This is a genomic window from Marinoscillum pacificum (assembly GCF_024714495.1).
Classification (GTDB): domain Bacteria; phylum Bacteroidota; class Bacteroidia; order Cytophagales; family Cyclobacteriaceae; genus Marinoscillum; species Marinoscillum pacificum.
In genome coordinates this window covers 1,557,729-1,571,978 of the sequence record NZ_JAMZMJ010000001.1, presented here as the reverse complement: position 1 = coordinate 1,571,978, position 14,250 = coordinate 1,557,729, and the positions used below count along the sequence as shown (strand labels likewise).

Annotated in this window: 16 protein-coding genes and 1 riboswitch; of the genes, 9 read left to right on the top strand and 7 right to left on the bottom strand. The window is 41.1% G+C overall.

Annotation, left to right across the window (positions count from 1 at the left end):
* Nucleotides 1-162 precede the first annotated feature (162 nt).
* Nucleotides 163-444, top strand: coding sequence for a transposase (locus NXS00_RS06800; protein ID WP_258098375.1), 282 nt, complete (start codon nucleotides 163-165; stop codon nucleotides 442-444).
* Nucleotides 445-454: 10 nt separating this feature from the next.
* Here the strand turns inward: NXS00_RS06800 and NXS00_RS06795 are convergent, their stop codons facing one another.
* Together NXS00_RS06795 and NXS00_RS06790 are read right to left on the bottom strand one after the other, a co-directional pair.
* Entirely contained in the window at nucleotides 455-1,021 is a 567-nt protein-coding gene (locus NXS00_RS06795) for a DinB family protein (protein WP_258098374.1), read from the bottom strand.
* Nucleotides 1,022-1,074: 53 nt separating this feature from the next.
* On the bottom strand, nucleotides 1,075-1,611 hold the full coding sequence (locus NXS00_RS06790) for a Crp/Fnr family transcriptional regulator (protein WP_258098373.1): 537 nt from the start codon (nucleotides 1,609-1,611) through the stop codon (nucleotides 1,075-1,077).
* A 301-nt stretch (nucleotides 1,612-1,912) separates the two neighbouring features.
* Here NXS00_RS06790 and NXS00_RS06785 point away from each other — a divergent pair, with 301 nt between their 5' ends.
* On the top strand, nucleotides 1,913-2,398 hold the full coding sequence (locus tag NXS00_RS06785) for a hypothetical protein (RefSeq protein ID WP_258098372.1): 486 nt from the start codon (nucleotides 1,913-1,915) through the stop codon (nucleotides 2,396-2,398).
* Between the two features lie 106 nt (nucleotides 2,399-2,504).
* Nucleotides 2,505-2,765, top strand: a complete 261-nt coding sequence (locus tag NXS00_RS06780) for a type II toxin-antitoxin system Phd/YefM family antitoxin (RefSeq protein ID WP_258098371.1) — start codon at nucleotides 2,505-2,507, stop codon at nucleotides 2,763-2,765.
* Nucleotides 2,766-2,790: 25 nt separating this feature from the next.
* Here the strand turns inward: NXS00_RS06780 and NXS00_RS06775 are convergent, their stop codons facing one another.
* Genes NXS00_RS06775 through NXS00_RS06765 form a run of 3 tightly spaced genes read right to left on the bottom strand, consistent with a single transcriptional unit; the run spans nucleotide 2,791 to nucleotide 4,742 of the window.
* Entirely contained in the window at nucleotides 2,791-3,534 is a 744-nt protein-coding gene (locus NXS00_RS06775; protein WP_258098370.1) for an NYN domain-containing protein, read from the bottom strand.
* 35 nt (nucleotides 3,535-3,569) lie between these two features.
* Nucleotides 3,570-3,800: a CBU_0592 family membrane protein gene (locus NXS00_RS06770; RefSeq protein ID WP_258098369.1), complete on the bottom strand. Its 231-nt coding sequence runs from the start codon at nucleotides 3,798-3,800 to the stop codon at nucleotides 3,570-3,572.
* A 36-nt stretch (nucleotides 3,801-3,836) separates the two neighbouring features.
* Complete coding sequence (locus NXS00_RS06765) at nucleotides 3,837-4,742, bottom strand: Ppx/GppA phosphatase family protein (protein WP_258098368.1); 906 nt, start codon at nucleotides 4,740-4,742, stop codon at nucleotides 3,837-3,839.
* 86 nt (nucleotides 4,743-4,828) lie between these two features.
* A riboswitch (SAM riboswitch) is annotated at nucleotides 4,829-4,949 on the top strand.
* Nucleotides 4,950-4,999: 50 nt separating this feature from the next.
* Between NXS00_RS06765 and NXS00_RS06760 the strand changes: the two genes are divergently transcribed.
* The 6 genes from NXS00_RS06760 to NXS00_RS06735 are packed head-to-tail and all read left to right on the top strand — an operon-like array spanning nucleotide 5,000 to nucleotide 12,815.
* A complete protein-coding gene (locus NXS00_RS06760) occupies nucleotides 5,000-6,016 on the top strand; it encodes a homocysteine S-methyltransferase family protein (protein ID WP_258098367.1) in 1,017 nt (338 codons plus the stop codon).
* Nucleotides 5,997-6,434 (top strand): preQ(1) synthase, encoded by a 438-nt coding sequence (locus NXS00_RS06755; RefSeq protein WP_258098366.1) that lies wholly within the window; start codon nucleotides 5,997-5,999, stop codon nucleotides 6,432-6,434. Before NXS00_RS06760 ends, NXS00_RS06755 begins: the two co-directional genes overlap by 20 nt.
* Before the next feature lie 29 nt (nucleotides 6,435-6,463).
* Nucleotides 6,464-9,136 (top strand): methionine synthase, encoded by a 2,673-nt coding sequence (gene metH, locus NXS00_RS06750; protein ID WP_258098365.1) that lies wholly within the window; start codon nucleotides 6,464-6,466, stop codon nucleotides 9,134-9,136.
* A 46-nt stretch (nucleotides 9,137-9,182) separates the two neighbouring features.
* Nucleotides 9,183-10,139: a methylenetetrahydrofolate reductase [NAD(P)H] gene (gene metF, locus NXS00_RS06745; protein WP_258098364.1), complete on the top strand. Its 957-nt coding sequence runs from the start codon at nucleotides 9,183-9,185 to the stop codon at nucleotides 10,137-10,139.
* Between the two features lie 27 nt (nucleotides 10,140-10,166).
* Nucleotides 10,167-11,015 (top strand): hydroxymethylglutaryl-CoA lyase, encoded by an 849-nt coding sequence (locus NXS00_RS06740; RefSeq protein ID WP_258098363.1) that lies wholly within the window; start codon nucleotides 10,167-10,169, stop codon nucleotides 11,013-11,015.
* Nucleotides 11,016-12,815, top strand: a complete 1,800-nt coding sequence (locus tag NXS00_RS06735; RefSeq protein ID WP_258098362.1) for an SLC13 family permease — start codon at nucleotides 11,016-11,018, stop codon at nucleotides 12,813-12,815.
* Here the strand turns inward: NXS00_RS06735 and dprA are convergent.
* Together dprA and NXS00_RS06725 are read right to left on the bottom strand one after the other, a co-directional pair.
* The gene (gene dprA, locus NXS00_RS06730; protein ID WP_258098361.1) at nucleotides 12,808-13,899 is read right to left on the bottom strand and encodes a DNA-processing protein DprA; all 1,092 of its coding nucleotides are present in this window, start codon (nucleotides 13,897-13,899) and stop codon (nucleotides 12,808-12,810) included. The genes NXS00_RS06735 and dprA overlap by 8 nt on opposite strands.
* Before the next feature lie 10 nt (nucleotides 13,900-13,909).
* Nucleotides 13,910-14,248 carry a MerR family transcriptional regulator gene (locus NXS00_RS06725; protein ID WP_258098360.1) on the bottom strand — a complete coding sequence of 113 codons (339 nt, stop codon included), beginning with the start codon at nucleotides 14,246-14,248 and terminating at the stop codon, nucleotides 13,910-13,912.
* Nucleotides 14,249-14,250: the final 2 nt, after the last annotated feature.

The window sequence follows — 14,250 nt, the reverse complement described above, 5'->3', positions numbered from 1 at the left end:
GGAGGGAAGTTTTAAACAACCCATTCAAAATACCCGAATTAGGGTATTGAGTATGATGGTAATAGGTCAGATCTTAGAAAACCCGAATTAGCCACAATGACATGGCCAAACTATACCTAAACAAGTACCGCAACGATTCCGCACGCCACCCATACTGGGATTATGCATCGAACGGTGCCTATCCCACAATTTTCACCGTCATCCAAACTTTGGCCCAATCAATTTGGACCGCAATCCAAAAATCTGGCATCCATCATTCGTGGCATCAAATCATCGGTAACCACCCAGGTGCGGAAAATGGAATCGGATGCATTTTCCGGTTTTGCATGGCAATCACGGTTTCATGATCACATCATTCGTGATGAGGCATCCTATCAACGTATTTCTAATTACATCATTCAAAACCCTATGAATTGGGAAAAAGATAAACTTCGTCTTTTATGATTGGTTGACCTCACCCTACCTCCACCGGTGCAACACTCACCAGCTTAACCACCTTCTTTGCCTGCACCACATGACGCCAGTTGTGGTAAATGACTACTCGAAGAGTGTCGCCTAGTCTTAGTTTGATCAGTTTGGAAATGGAGATGGCTGTTTTGGTTTTGGTGAGATTGATGTTTTTACATTGGTCTAGCAGCTTCAATAGCTGCTGTTGTTGATCCAGGAAGGTGTTTAGTACACTTGCATCCAGTTGGCTGTTATTCGGATTCATGGATTTAAACGTCTTCATCTTGTTCAGCTTCTCCTTAGGTAGCATGCTTTTGGCAAAGTAGTCTCCAAGAAGTCCTGTTTGGAAGGTGTTAGACTTGCCATGTTTTGACTGCTTGATTCGTTGCGTAATTTCTGGAATGTAAAAATCACCATAACGATTGAGGTGTTCCATGCATTCCAGGATACTCCAGCTTTCAGAGGAAGGTTTGTAGTTCAGTTGTTCTGAGTCAAGCTCGAGCAACTGATTGACTTCCTTGATGTTGGTCCGTGTGATTTCTCGTAGTTCGTTAAGCAGTGTAGATGAGTTCATTTGATCTTTTTTACAAAGTACGAGCAATCAGCGGACTTAAAAATTGATTGAGATCAAGCCTTTTTGAGTCGAGAGAGCGTTTCGGGAGTCATTCGCAGGTAGGAAGCGATGTGTTTGTTGGGGATTTCCTGAAACAGCCTGGGACTTCTTTTGAGAACTCGTTCATAGCGTTCTTTAGGAGAATTGGTTAATAGGTCTCGTTCACGTTCCATTTGCTGTACAATCAGAAGTTGTAAGGTAGTTTCCCAGAGCTCTCTGTTTTCCGTGTTGTCATGAACAAAGTCCATATAGTCATTCTTCGAAATGACCTTGAGCGTAGATTTTTTGATCGCCTGAATGAATAGGTCCGAAGCGCTTTCAGTGATGAAACTATCCAGTGAAGCAATGAAGTCATGTTGATACCCAAACCGAATGATGTGTTCTGTTTCATCCGTTATGATGGATGCTTTTAGACTTCCTTCTACTACGTAATAGAGATTCGTGTCAGTAGTACCAGCAGATTTTAGGAAATCATTACGCTTAAGCTCAATCGTCTTCCTCCAAAGGTTGAGTTGATTGATTCGATGATATAGCTCTTTGATGATGTCCATTGCTATGGCTAATCTAATACATAAGTAATCAATTTGGCTCCTTTAAAGGGTGCATAGAAATGCTATTAAGTTAAGACAAATGATGCCCTCTCTTTTAAGAGGTGCACGACAAGTGGCTCACGGCAGGCTAATTGGTGAAAAAATGATTGAATAAAGTTTTTCGCCTTCCCTTTAGGGAATAAAAGGGTGAAAGGCGAACTTGATTAAACAAAAACGTTACTCACAAAATACCCGAAATGGGGTATTTACAGGGAATTCAAAAGTTAAGAACTTCATGAATTGAAAACCAAACTTAACGCTCATGCCTCAAAGGTCCTCTAGCATTCCTAAAAAGGTCTACAAGTTCGTGCATCGTGATGATGTGTGGATAGAAACCAATATTACTGGTAGAACATTCGAAACCGAGTTTTTCAAAGTAGAGCCATCGGGTAAAATGACCATTCTGGGAAGTCACAAATCCGGCTATGCGTGGGATGGTTGCACTCCTAAAAAAGAATGGCTGGACATGATCATTGGTACTCCCGATGGTCGATTGGATTACGAAACAGAGAAACCAATAACCTATTATGCTTCCATGGTGCATGACGTCATTTACCAGTACAAAGAAGAAATCGACATCAGCAAGAAAGAAGCCGACGTGCTCTTCAAGTTAATTCTTCGGAGCGCCAACTTCTACTGGACCGGAGCCTATTACTTCGCCGTGACCAATTTCGGCGGCAAAGGAGTGAAGTGGTTTCGTGTAGAATCCAATGACGATATTCAGATCTTGAAGATGTCGTGGAGGTAGGTTTTTAGATGAAAATTTATTGTCCTCCCTTTTGGCGCACGGCTAGTGAGTTAAAGCCAATTGATTAACTATTTATATTTATGGACCCTAATTAATTGCTAATCAGATGACTGAAGTTAACTTTTCTTTATTTCGTGATAACCTTGAAGACTATCTGGACAAAGTCGAAAAAGAAAATTCTCGAATGAGAATCACCAACAGATCATGTAAGTCCTCAGTGTTGATGTCTTTAGATGAGTATAATTCCATAATGGAAACCCTGTACTTACTTGGAACACGAGCAAATGCGAAAAGACTCTTCGCGTCAATTGATCAGATGAATTCTGCTAAGAAAAAATTACATGGAAGCGAGGATTTTCTTAAATAGGTAGAGTGGTTTTGTTTGCAATTCCCTACTCCTTATTTCTCACATAAATCAGTTTGTACTTTCCTCCTTTTTGATTTTCACGTTGCTCTATTTCGAATTTTGAAATCGAGCTGATCATAGGCGTCAGCTTTTGAAATCCATAATTTCTGGAATCAAAGTTCGGTTGTTTTTTCTGAAGCAAACTCCCTACATCACCCATAAACGCCCAGCCATCATCGTCTGCACAATCAGAAATGGTTGCACTGATCAAACGAATGGTTTTAGCGCCAATCTTATCTACATCATTCTTTTTGGAGTTGGCGGTTTTGGAATTAGGAGATTCCTTCTCTTCGTTCTTCTTTAGGATCTCTATGTAGATAAATCGATCACATGCCACGATAAATGGCTCTGGCGTTTTCTTTTCACCAATACCAATCACACGCATTCCAGCTTCTCGCAAGCGGGTGGCCAGTCGGGTAAAGTCACTATCGCTGGATACCAAACAAAAGCCCTCTACTTTGCCAGAATATAAAATATCCATAGCATCAATGATCATCGCTGAGTCTGTGGCATTTTTACCTGCAGTGTATGCATATTGCTGGATAGGGGTAATGGCATTTTCCAGCAGCATATTCTTCCATTTGGAGAGATTCGGTTTGGTCCAGTCTCCATAAATGCGTCGAATGGAGGGGTTGCCATATTTAGCAATCTCTTCCATCATTTCCTTTACGTATGCAGAGGGTATATTGTCACCGTCTATAAGAACGGCCAGATTCAGGTCTTTGTCCATAGGTTTAAAGTTACCTATTTAAACCTGCTCGGTATTCATTTGTTTCTGACCAGTTGGTAAGCAGAGAAGATCACCCACACAGAATTAACTACTACAAACGGGAATGCCCCATTCATATAGGCATTGTACAGCAGCATAGCTGACGAAAACAGGTTCAATAATAAGTAGGTTCTGGATTTGGCCGTGATGACATGAAAGAGGTTCAGTGAGAAGCCTAATAAAAGCAGTCCGGCACCAAGCCATCCAATTATTTCTACTATCGTCATAATTAAGTTGTTTATTGAATGAAGTCGAATTACGACTTAGCTGTTTTTAACGAAGATTTTTCCTCTGCTTGGATAATATTTATCAAACAGGTAATAGTTAATACCATCTTTGAGCCCAACATCTGGTACCAACATGGTTTTTGATTTGGCAGCTTTCATTGCATGCACATAGATCTCTGATGCTGGAACAATGACGTCCGCACGGTCAGGGTTCAATTGTAATCTATTGAGTCGTTCTTCCAGTGTAAGGTTTCTGAGATAATCCTGCACCCGCATGATGTTTTCGAGAGAAATTTTACGTTTCGAAGCGCGTGGAGATAGTTCATAAATCTTGTTGATGTTTCCACCTGTACCAATCGCCGTTACTTTCTCCTTGTGACCATAAAGTTCATCTTTCACCCATTTTGTTATTTCCTTCCAGACTTTTGGTGAGTCATGATGCTGCAAGTTTCTCACTGAGCCAATTTTGAATGATTTCGAAGCCACCTTTTGTTGCTTGTAGTAGAAGTTAAGTTCTGTACTACCGCCACCTACATCTATGTGTAAATAGATTTTATCATCCAGATCCAGGCTGATGACCGAGTTGATCATTTCAGCTTCTCTCAATCCGGAGATGATATTGATTTTTATGCCTACTTCATCCAAGGTTCGTTGAACCAATTCTTTGCCGTTTTTGGATTCGCGCATGGCCGAAGTTGCACACCCGAAGTAATGATCCACTTCATAGAGGTCCATAAGGTTTTTGTAAGCCGTCATCAACTTGATAAATCGTTCCTGATTGTGTGGGCTGATCATTTTGTTGGTAAACACATCCTGGCCCAGCCGTAGTGGGAAGCGGACATATTGCAATTTTTTAAAAGTGATCAGTTTCTCGTATTCAATCACCTTGGTGACCTGCAGTCGGATGGCATTCGAACCAATGTCTATTGCGGCTAATTTCATGCTTGGGTAAAATTAATTTTTTAGAACGTGGGGAACTGATAAAACTGGATTTTTATTCTATAGATTGGCGTGTATATTTGCAACCACATTTATCGAGAAAGGCTGAGGGATTGGGCCCTATGAAGCCTTGGCAACCTTTTCTGGCGTTCAAGTCAGGATTTCGGTGCCAATTCCCATCATGACCATAGTGTCATGAAGAGATAAGTTGATCCATACAAAGTATCCTTTCTCCCTAAATGTGCTAAACTAAACGTGAAATGAGCAAGCTACTAGAAATAGCGGAGGAGCGAGTATTGGTTTTGGATGGGGCTATGGGTACCATGATCCAACGCCATAAACTCACAGAAGAAGACTTTAGAAATGATGAGTTGAAAGATCACCCATCTCCATTGAAGGGAAATAATGATCTATTGTCATTTACCAGACCAGATATCATCAAAGAAATCCATGCTTTGTATTTTGAAGCAGGAGCGGATATTGTGGAAACCAATACCTTCAGCGGTACTACCATCGCTCAGGCGGATTATGGGTTAGATACGGAGTATTGGGTTTATAAAATCAATTATGAGTCTGCTAAAATCGCAAGAGAAGTAGCGGATGAGTTTACTGCTAAAGAGCCAAACAAACCTCGCTTTGTGGCGGGTTCCATTGGACCAACCAATAGAACTGCTTCTTTGTCTCCAGATGTGAATGATCCGGGTTATAGAGCGGTTACGTTCGATCAGCTGAAAGATGCGTATCGCCTGCAAGTCAGAGCATTGTTGGAAGGCGGTTCTGACATCTTGTTGGTAGAGACCGTATTCGATACGTTGAATGCCAAGGCAGCTTTGATGGCTATTGATGAAGAGTGTGCTGATAGAGGGGTGAAGGTGCCTATTATGGTGTCTGGAACGATTACTGATGCATCAGGACGAACTTTGTCAGGACAAACAACAGAAGCTTTCTTGATTTCCATTTCACACATGCCTTTGTTGAGTGTTGGCTTGAATTGTGCACTGGGAGCGAGTCAGTTGAGACCATATCTTCAGACGCTTTCTGAAAAGGCTAATTTCTTGGTGAGTGCTCACCCAAATGCTGGTTTACCTAATGAGTTTGGAGAATATGACCAGACACCATCAGAAATGGGAGATCAGGTAGAAGAATACCTTCAGTCGAGTTATGTCAATATCCTGGGAGGGTGCTGCGGAACTACTCCAGAACATATAAAAGAAATTGCTGCGCGAGCGGCCAAGTATAAACCTAGAAAGATCGACAATGTCCACGCAACTGTATGATGCTATCGATAAAGGAATTTTAAAAGCAATACCTAATCCATCAAAAGAAGCTTACGAAATCAAAATCAAGATTCCGGAATTCACTTTTCTTGGAGTAAAGGAGCAGCCTGATTTTGCGAATGTTTATTTGACATTCTATCCAAAAGGTAAAATTATCGAATTGAAATCCTTGAAACAATATGTGTTTCAGTTGAGAAACATCACGGTTTCTTATGAGCGATTGATCAATATCTTCTATGATCACCTGATGGAGGTTTATGGACCTGATCGTTTGCGTATTGTGATGAACTGTAACCCTCGTGGAGGAATCAGTTCAAGATTGACTATTGACTCTGACTGGAAAGTAAGAGGAGGAGAAGAAAAGTACTCGGACTGGGCTAATGGTGGTACAGACGATAACTGGCAAGTCTTGATGTAATCTGGTGATTGGAAGTAGAGAACGATTTAATGAGCGAAAAACTGAATACTGACTATATATTGAGATTATCGGGCCTTGAACCTTTGGTTGTAACTGCAGAATCAAACTTCGTCAATGTTGGTGAGCGTACTAACGTGACTGGTTCCGCACGTTTCAAGCGATTGATCCTTGAAGAGCAATACGATACGGCATTAGAGGTTGCTTTGGATCAGGTGCGAAGTGGTGCGCAGATTTTGGATGTCAACATGGACGAAGGAATGCTGGATGGCAAAGCTGCCATGGTTAAGTTCCTCAACCTGATCGCATCAGAGCCAGAAATTGCTCGCATTCCAATCATGATTGACTCTTCAAAATGGGACATCATTGAAGCAGGATTGCAGTGCATTCAAGGTAAAGGAGTTGTCAATTCTATTTCCTTGAAAGAAGGTGAAGAACCTTTCTTGTATCAAGCTAATAAGGTTCGCCAGTATGGTGCTGCTGTGGTGGTGATGGCGTTCGATGAAAATGGACAGGCGGATACCTATGAACGAAGAATTGAGATCTGTAAACGTTCCTATGATCTTTTAGTGGATACGGTTGGTTTCAATCCGGCAGATATCATTTTCGATCCGAATATTTTCCCTGTCGCTACAGGTATATCAGAGCACGATAATTATGCGGTAGACTTCTTCAAAGCAACGAAATGGATCAAAGAAAACCTCCCTGGTGCTAAAGTAAGTGGTGGAGTAAGTAACGTTTCATTTTCTTTCCGAGGGAATAATGCAGTTCGTGAAGCGATGCACTCAGCATTTCTATATCATGGCATTCAGTCGGGAATGGATATGGGTATTGTGAATGCCGGAATGATCGAGGTATACGATGAGATTCCTAAGGATTTGTTGGAGCATGTTGAGGATGTATTACTCAACAGACGATCAGATGCTACTGAGCGATTGTTAGCTTTTGCTGAGAAGGTTAAAGGTTCTGGTAAAGTTAAGGTAGAAGATAACGAATGGCGTAAAACCACTGTTGAAGAGCGCTTGAAGCATGCCCTGGTAAAAGGTATTGTTGATTACATAGAAGAAGATACCGAAGAAGCACGCCAAAAGTACGATCGTCCACTTCATGTGATTGAAGGTCCACTGATGGATGGAATGAACGTGGTAGGTGACTTGTTTGGAGCGGGTAAAATGTTCCTGCCTCAGGTGGTAAAGAGTGCCCGAGTAATGAAGAAGTCAGTAGCTTATCTAATTCCTTATTTGGAAGAAGAGAAGAGACTTTCAGGGGCAGAGATGAGCTCCAAAGGAAAAATACTCTTAGCTACTGTGAAGGGAGATGTGCATGATATTGGAAAGAATATCGTGGGTGTTGTTTTGGCCTGTAACAACTATGATATCGTTGACCTAGGGGTAATGGTGCCTGCTGAGAAGATATTGGATGAAGCGGCTAAGGTTGGTGCCGATATAATCGGTTTGAGTGGCTTGATCACGCCTTCTCTAGATGAGATGGTTCATGTGGCAGAAGAGATGGAGCGTAGAAAGCTTAGTACACCTTTACTAATTGGTGGAGCTACTACGAGTAGGGTTCACACTGCTGTGAAAATAGCTCCGAAATACTCAGGTCCAGCCATTCATGTGTTGGATGCATCCAAGAGTGTTGGGGTTGCCTCTGATTTGTTAGGAACCAAGAAAGATGCTCTGGTTGCCAATGTAAAAGGTGAATACGATCAACTTCGTGAAGATCATGAGAATAGACGATCTGAAAAGGCTCATGTCTCATTCAAAGCAGCTTGCAATAATAGGACGAAGATAGATTGGTCAGCATTTGAGCCAACAACTCCAAATCATGTCGGGATTAAGGTTTTTGATGATGTTGATCTGGAAGAAATCAGGAAATACATTGATTGGACTCCATTCTTCAACACCTGGATGTTAAAAGGGAAGTTTCCTAACATCTTCGAAAATCCCACAGTAGGGAAGGAAGCCAAGAAGCTGTACGATGACGCCAATGTGATGATTGATCAGCTTATTGCTGATAAGAAATTGGTAGCGAAAGCGGTTGTTGGGTTATGGCCTGCAGTAGCTGAAGGAGAGGATGTGGTGCTGGAAAATGGTACAAAGTTCCATTTCCTACGTCAGCAAGGTAAAAAAGGTAGCAATCTTCCAAATATGAGTTTGGCTGACTTTATTGCACCAAAAGAAACAGGAAAACAAGATCATTTAGGTGGTTTTGCAGTATCTATTTTTGGCGCACATGAACTGGCTAAAGCTTACGAAGAAGATCATGACGACTACAATTCTATTCTGGTAAAAGCTATTGCGGATCGTTTTGCGGAAGCATTGGCAGAAATGATGCATGAAAAAGTGCGAAAGGAGATTTGGGGATACGCGTCTGAGGAAATATTGGATAATGAGTCTTTGATCAAAGAAAAATATGAAGGGATTCGACCAGCTCCTGGTTATCCTGCCTGTCCCGATCATACGGAAAAACCAATCCTATTTGAATTACTTGAGGCAGAGAAAAGCATTGGTGTCGAATTAACGGAAAGCATGGCAATGTATCCTGCATCATCTGTAAGTGGCTTCTATTTTTCTCATCCTGAGTCAAAGTATTTTGGCCTAGGAAAAGTGTATGAAGATCAAATAGATGACTACACCAAGCGTAAAAGCATGGACAAAGAAATGATCGAAAGATGGTTGGCTCCAAATTTAGGATATAAGTAAACAGACAACATTACCCATTCATTAGGCACCCCGAACCAATAATAAAATGAAGGTAACTGAACATATAAAAGCAGCTGAGGGTAAGACTCTGTTTTCCCTGGAAATCATTCCGCCTAAGAAAGGTGATAGTATTGATTCTCTTTTTAATCACATTGATCCGTTGATGGAATTCAATCCACCATTCATCGATGTGACATATCACAGAGAAGAATATGTCTACAAAAACCGTGGTAATGGATTGTTGGAGAAGAAAACGATCAGAAAAAGACCAGGTACTGTAGGAATATGTGCTGCTATTAAAAATAGATACAACGTGGACCCTGTTCCGCATATCATTTGCGGTGGCTTTACAAAAGAGGAAACAGAGAATGCACTAATCGATTTGAATTTCCTGGGGATTGATAATGTGTTAGTGCTGAGAGGAGATTCCATTGCAGAGGAGAAGACTTTCAAACCAGAGCCAGATGGCAATGCCTATGCCATTGATTTGGTAAATCAGGTGGTAGGAATGAATGAAGGACAATACCTGGATGAAGATCTGCAAAATGCCATGCCTACCAGTTTTTGCATTGGTGTAGCTGGTTATCCAGAGAAGCACTTTGAAGCGCCTAATATGACTTCTGATTTAAAGTTCCTGAAGGAGAAAGTGGACAATGGGGCAGAATATATTGTGACTCAAATGTTTTTTGAAAATCAGAAGTATTTCGAGTTTGTGGATAAGTGTAGAGAGGCTGGAATCAATGTGCCAATCATACCAGGGTTAAAGCCGATTACTACAAAGGGACACATGACCGTATTGCCGAGTATTTTCCATATTGATATTCCTGATGAGCTTTACAATGAGATTGAGAAGTGTAAAGACAATAAGCAAGTGAAGGAAGTAGGTATTGAATGGGGAATCAAACAGTCCAAAGAATTAATGGCAGCTGGCGTACCGGTGCTTCATTATTATTCTATGGGTAAGTCTGATTCGGTAGAGCGCATAGCCAAATCGCTTTTCTGATATCTTTGCGGGAAACAACATACCCCTATGAAGATCATCGAGTGCCCAAGAGATGCCATGCAAGGTTTGCATGACTTTGTTCCAACGGAATTAAAGATTGAGTATATCAACAAACTTCTGAAAGTTGGTTTTGATACCATTGATTTTGGAAGTTTTGTTTCGCCTAAAGCCATTCCTCAAATGCGGGATACAGCTGAAGTGTTGGATGGTTTGGAATTAGGTAGTTCTAAGTCTAAGCTGTTGGCCATTGTTGCAAACGTAAAAGGTGCTGAGATTGCTTCCAATTTTGAGGAAATCCAGTATTTGGGCTATCCATTGTCATTGTCGGAGACGTTTCAGCAACGAAATACCAATCGATCTATTGACACGGCGTTTGATAATCTGGCAGAAATTCAGGATATCTGTCAGTCGGATGATAAAACATTAGTGGTGTATTTGTCCATGGGCTTTGGTAATCCATATGGCGATCCATACGAAATCGATTATGTCGGTCAGTTTGTGGATCGGCTGGACGAAATGGAGATTGATGTGGTCTCACTTGCAGATACCATTGGAGTTGCAACTCCAGAAATAATATCTCCGTTATTTCGAACTTTAATTCCTAAATTTCCGCATATCGAGTTTGGTGCTCATTTGCATTCTATTCCAACAACGGCAAAAGATAAAGTGAAAGCTGCTTTTGATGGAGGTTGTAGGCGAATAGATGGAGCCGTTCGTGGTTTTGGAGGATGTCCTATGGCAAAGGATGATTTGACAGGAAACATGGCGACCGAGACCATTATCGATTTTTTGAATGAGAATGAGGTAACCACTGGGCTTGATGAGTTAATTTTTAAAGAAGCTATCAATTTTTCTAATAAGATTTTTTTGAACTAAATGAGTTTTGACCAAATAGTAGTCCTTCTGGTAATTGTAGGTGCGCTGGTGCTTTTTGCAACGGAGTGGCTGTCTATCGATTTGGTAGGAATACTTATTTTGGTTTCTCTTACAGCAACAGGTGTAATCAGCGCGGAAGAAGGTTTGTCAGGATTTAGTAACCCGGCGGCTATTACCGTGGCCTTTATGTTCGTGCTGAGTTATTCGTTGCTTAAAACAGGTTCTTTGCAGCGGATAGGGCCGTATCTCGGCCCGATTTTCAAGAAGAATTTCAATCTGGGGATATTGATAATGATGGTCTTCATCGGACTGGTGTCTGCCTTCATAAATAATACTCCCATCGTAGCTATGTTCATTCCAGTGATGGTTAGCGTGGGCAATCTGTCAGGATACAGTCCTTCCAAGTTATTGATTCCTCTTTCGTATGCATCTATTTTTGGAGGGATGTGTACCATGATTGGTACATCCACCAATATGTTAGTCAGCGGCATAGCGGTGGAAAATGGGATAGAGGCATTTCCGTTGTTCTTGAGCGCTCCGATTGGACTTGTTTTCGTAGTGGTAGGAGCAGTGTATATTTTCTTGTTTGGCAAGAAGCTTCTTCCGGATCGTTTCTCAACCGGTGACCTTAGTCAGAAATTCGGAATGAGAGATTACATCACGGAAATTGAAGTGATGGACGAATCTGAGTTTGTTGGTCAGCGAATCATGGATTCGATATTGGCAACAGAGCTGAATATTGATGTAATTGAGATAAAAAGGAACTCAACCAATTTTACTCTTCCTGCTGGAGACTTTGTGATCTATCCGGGCGATAAGCTTAAGATTCGATGTGATGTAGAGAAGATTAAGGCCTTAAGAGATCGATTAAAGGTTAACTTCAATACAGATGCCGTTCGTTTGAATGAAAATGAAATCCAATCTGGAGATACTTCTATATTGGAATTGATCATAACCTCAGGTTCTGAATTTGAAGGAAAAAGTCTCAGAGAAATGGATTTCCGAAGGAGATATAGAGCTGTTCCTTTAGCGATTTTACATCATGAAAAAGTAGTTCACGAAGACTTGCACGATGTGGAGTTGAATGCAGGAGACGTAATTCTTACGGAGATTAAGACTCACCGTCTAATTAACCTGAAAAGGCAGGAAATGGGTCAAAGAAGTCCGTTTATTGTGCTTTCAGAACAAGGAATTATTGATTTCAATAGAAAGAAATTCTTGACAGTTCTAGGAGTTATTGTTGGAGTTGTCATGATTTCGGCTTTCAACATTCTTTCCATTCCTATAGCAACCTTGATTGGTACTGTGGTTTTGGTTTTGTCGAAAACCATCACCATGAATGAGGTGCATGAGTCCATTGAGTGGAAGATCATTTTCCTGTTGGCAGGTGCACTCAGTTTGGGGATTGCGATGAGCAATAGTGGTCTTGCGGATATCATAGCTAATGGTCTTACTGGTTATCTCAACGACTATGGGCCAGTTGTGATTTTATCTGGATTGTACTTGATTACATCATTAATGACAGAAGTGATGAGTAACAATGCCGCTGCAGCATTACTAGCTCCAATAGCCATTACAACTGCTGATAAATTAGAGCTTAGTCCGTACCCATTTTTAATTGCTGTGATGGTGGCTGCTTCTGCCAGTTTCATGACACCAATTGGGTATCAGACCAATACAATGGTATACAGTGCCGGGCAATATAAGTTTGGAGATTTCTTCAGGGTAGGAGTGTGGCTGAATCTGCTATTTTGGATTCTGGCTACGTTGTTAATTCCTGTATTCTACCCTTTTAATTAAGCTTGTATTTCTTGCCTGGTAGTGATTTAATAAGACCTGAAAATTCTAAGGTCAATAAGTTACTTGCTAATTGATTGACAGTAATCTGTGTTTTCCATGCTAACTCATCAATAGGTACACCAGCTTTGTTTTCAGATAGTGCTGATACAATTTTCTGATCTTCCGCCGATAAACTGGAATAGTCAGGAGCTGCTTGTTTTGCTATAGATTCATCATCCCAATTCAGGTGGTATTTCAAGTCGTTGACACCAGTAAATAACAACGCTTTTTGATTTCTTATTAGGAAGTTACACCCTTCAGAATACTTGTTGTTTAGATCACCAGGTACAGCAAAGACTGTCTTATTGTATGAGTCAGCGATGTTTGCAGTGATTAATGCGCCACCTTTTTTAGCCGCTTCCACCACAATTACGGCATCACTCATTCCTGCAATGATTCTATTCCTGGCAGGAAAGTAATGAGCTTCTGGTTTGGTTCCTGGCGGGTTTTCTGAAATTAACCCTCCTTGTTCCAGCATTTCCTGAGCATTCTTTTTATGTAAAGCAGGGTAGATTTTATCTAATCCTCCTGCAAGCACGCCAATTGTCGGAATGTTGTTTTTAAGAGCAGCTCTATGTGCTGTAATGTCAATTCCGTAGGCAAGTCCACTAACGATGAGGACATTCAATGATTTACAGTCTTCAACGATTTTAGTTGTGACCGCCTGTCCATATTCTGTTGCATTACGAGTTCCTACGATTCCAAGAACCCTTGTCCATTCGTTGATTTTGCCCTGAGCGTAGATGATGTTAGGAGCATCGGCTACCTGCTTAAGTTTGGTTGGATAGCCTTTGTCTGTATAGTGATAGATGTCAATTCCCCTTTTTTCACAGTCATTGAGAATTGCTTCTGCTTTTGATAGATATTCTGAGGAGGTGAGCGCTTCGATTTTCTCTGCACCAATTCCTGGGATTTTCTTTAAATGACTGACTTTGGAGGTGAATATCGCTGATGCTGAGCCGCAATAGGCGATGAGGTTTTTAGCATTTACATCCCCAATTCCTGGAATTAGCTCCAGAGCTAGTTGATATAACTTCTCTTCCATGAAAAGTGACTCAGTCTAATTCCTTTTTAAGTGTTTCAAGGAAAGTGCGAACTCTTTTTAAGCTTTCGATCAATTCTACTTTGTTGGTAGCAGCTTCTACATCGTTTTTGATGAAGTCTCTAGCTCCCTGAAGAGTGAACCCTTTCTCTTTTACCAAGTAGTAAATAAGCTTGACATTTCGAATGTCATCTTGTGTGAATTGTCTATTCCCCTTGCGGTTCTTCTTCGGTTTGATGATGTCAAATTCACCTTCCCAAAAGCGAATCAAAGAAGTCGCAACTCCCAACTCGTCAGCTACTTCACCGATGGTAAAGTATTTTTTCTGTATTTCTTTCTCTTTATAAGGCACGG

What these genes read in the sequence shown, in the direction of transcription:
- metH (WP_258098365.1), top strand. Translation starts at nt 6,464, where the DNA reads ATGAGCGAAAAACTGAATACTGACTATATATTGAGATTATCGGGCCTT.
- dprA (WP_258098361.1), bottom strand. Translation starts at nt 13,899, where the DNA reads ATGGAAGAGAAGTTATATCAACTAGCTCTGGAGCTAATTCCAGGAATT.
- NXS00_RS06785 (WP_258098372.1), top strand. Translation starts at nt 1,913, where the DNA reads ATGCCTCAAAGGTCCTCTAGCATTCCTAAAAAGGTCTACAAGTTCGTG.
- NXS00_RS06775 (WP_258098370.1), bottom strand. Translation starts at nt 3,534, where the DNA reads ATGGACAAAGACCTGAATCTGGCCGTTCTTATAGACGGTGACAATATA.
- NXS00_RS06800 (WP_258098375.1), top strand. Translation starts at nt 163, where the DNA reads ATGCATCGAACGGTGCCTATCCCACAATTTTCACCGTCATCCAAACTT.
- NXS00_RS06770 (WP_258098369.1), bottom strand. Translation starts at nt 3,800, where the DNA reads ATGACGATAGTAGAAATAATTGGATGGCTTGGTGCCGGACTGCTTTTA.
- NXS00_RS06765 (WP_258098368.1), bottom strand. Translation starts at nt 4,742, where the DNA reads ATGAAATTAGCCGCAATAGACATTGGTTCGAATGCCATCCGACTGCAG.
- NXS00_RS06735 (WP_258098362.1), top strand. Translation starts at nt 11,016, where the DNA reads ATGAGTTTTGACCAAATAGTAGTCCTTCTGGTAATTGTAGGTGCGCTG.
- NXS00_RS06795 (WP_258098374.1), bottom strand. Translation starts at nt 1,021, where the DNA reads ATGAACTCATCTACACTGCTTAACGAACTACGAGAAATCACACGGACC.
- NXS00_RS06790 (WP_258098373.1), bottom strand. Translation starts at nt 1,611, where the DNA reads ATGGACATCATCAAAGAGCTATATCATCGAATCAATCAACTCAACCTT.
- NXS00_RS06780 (WP_258098371.1), top strand. Translation starts at nt 2,505, where the DNA reads ATGACTGAAGTTAACTTTTCTTTATTTCGTGATAACCTTGAAGACTAT.
- metF (WP_258098364.1), top strand. Translation starts at nt 9,183, where the DNA reads ATGAAGGTAACTGAACATATAAAAGCAGCTGAGGGTAAGACTCTGTTT.
- NXS00_RS06755 (WP_258098366.1), top strand. Translation starts at nt 5,997, where the DNA reads ATGTCCACGCAACTGTATGATGCTATCGATAAAGGAATTTTAAAAGCA.
- NXS00_RS06760 (WP_258098367.1), top strand. Translation starts at nt 5,000, where the DNA reads ATGAGCAAGCTACTAGAAATAGCGGAGGAGCGAGTATTGGTTTTGGAT.
- NXS00_RS06740 (WP_258098363.1), top strand. Translation starts at nt 10,167, where the DNA reads ATGAAGATCATCGAGTGCCCAAGAGATGCCATGCAAGGTTTGCATGAC.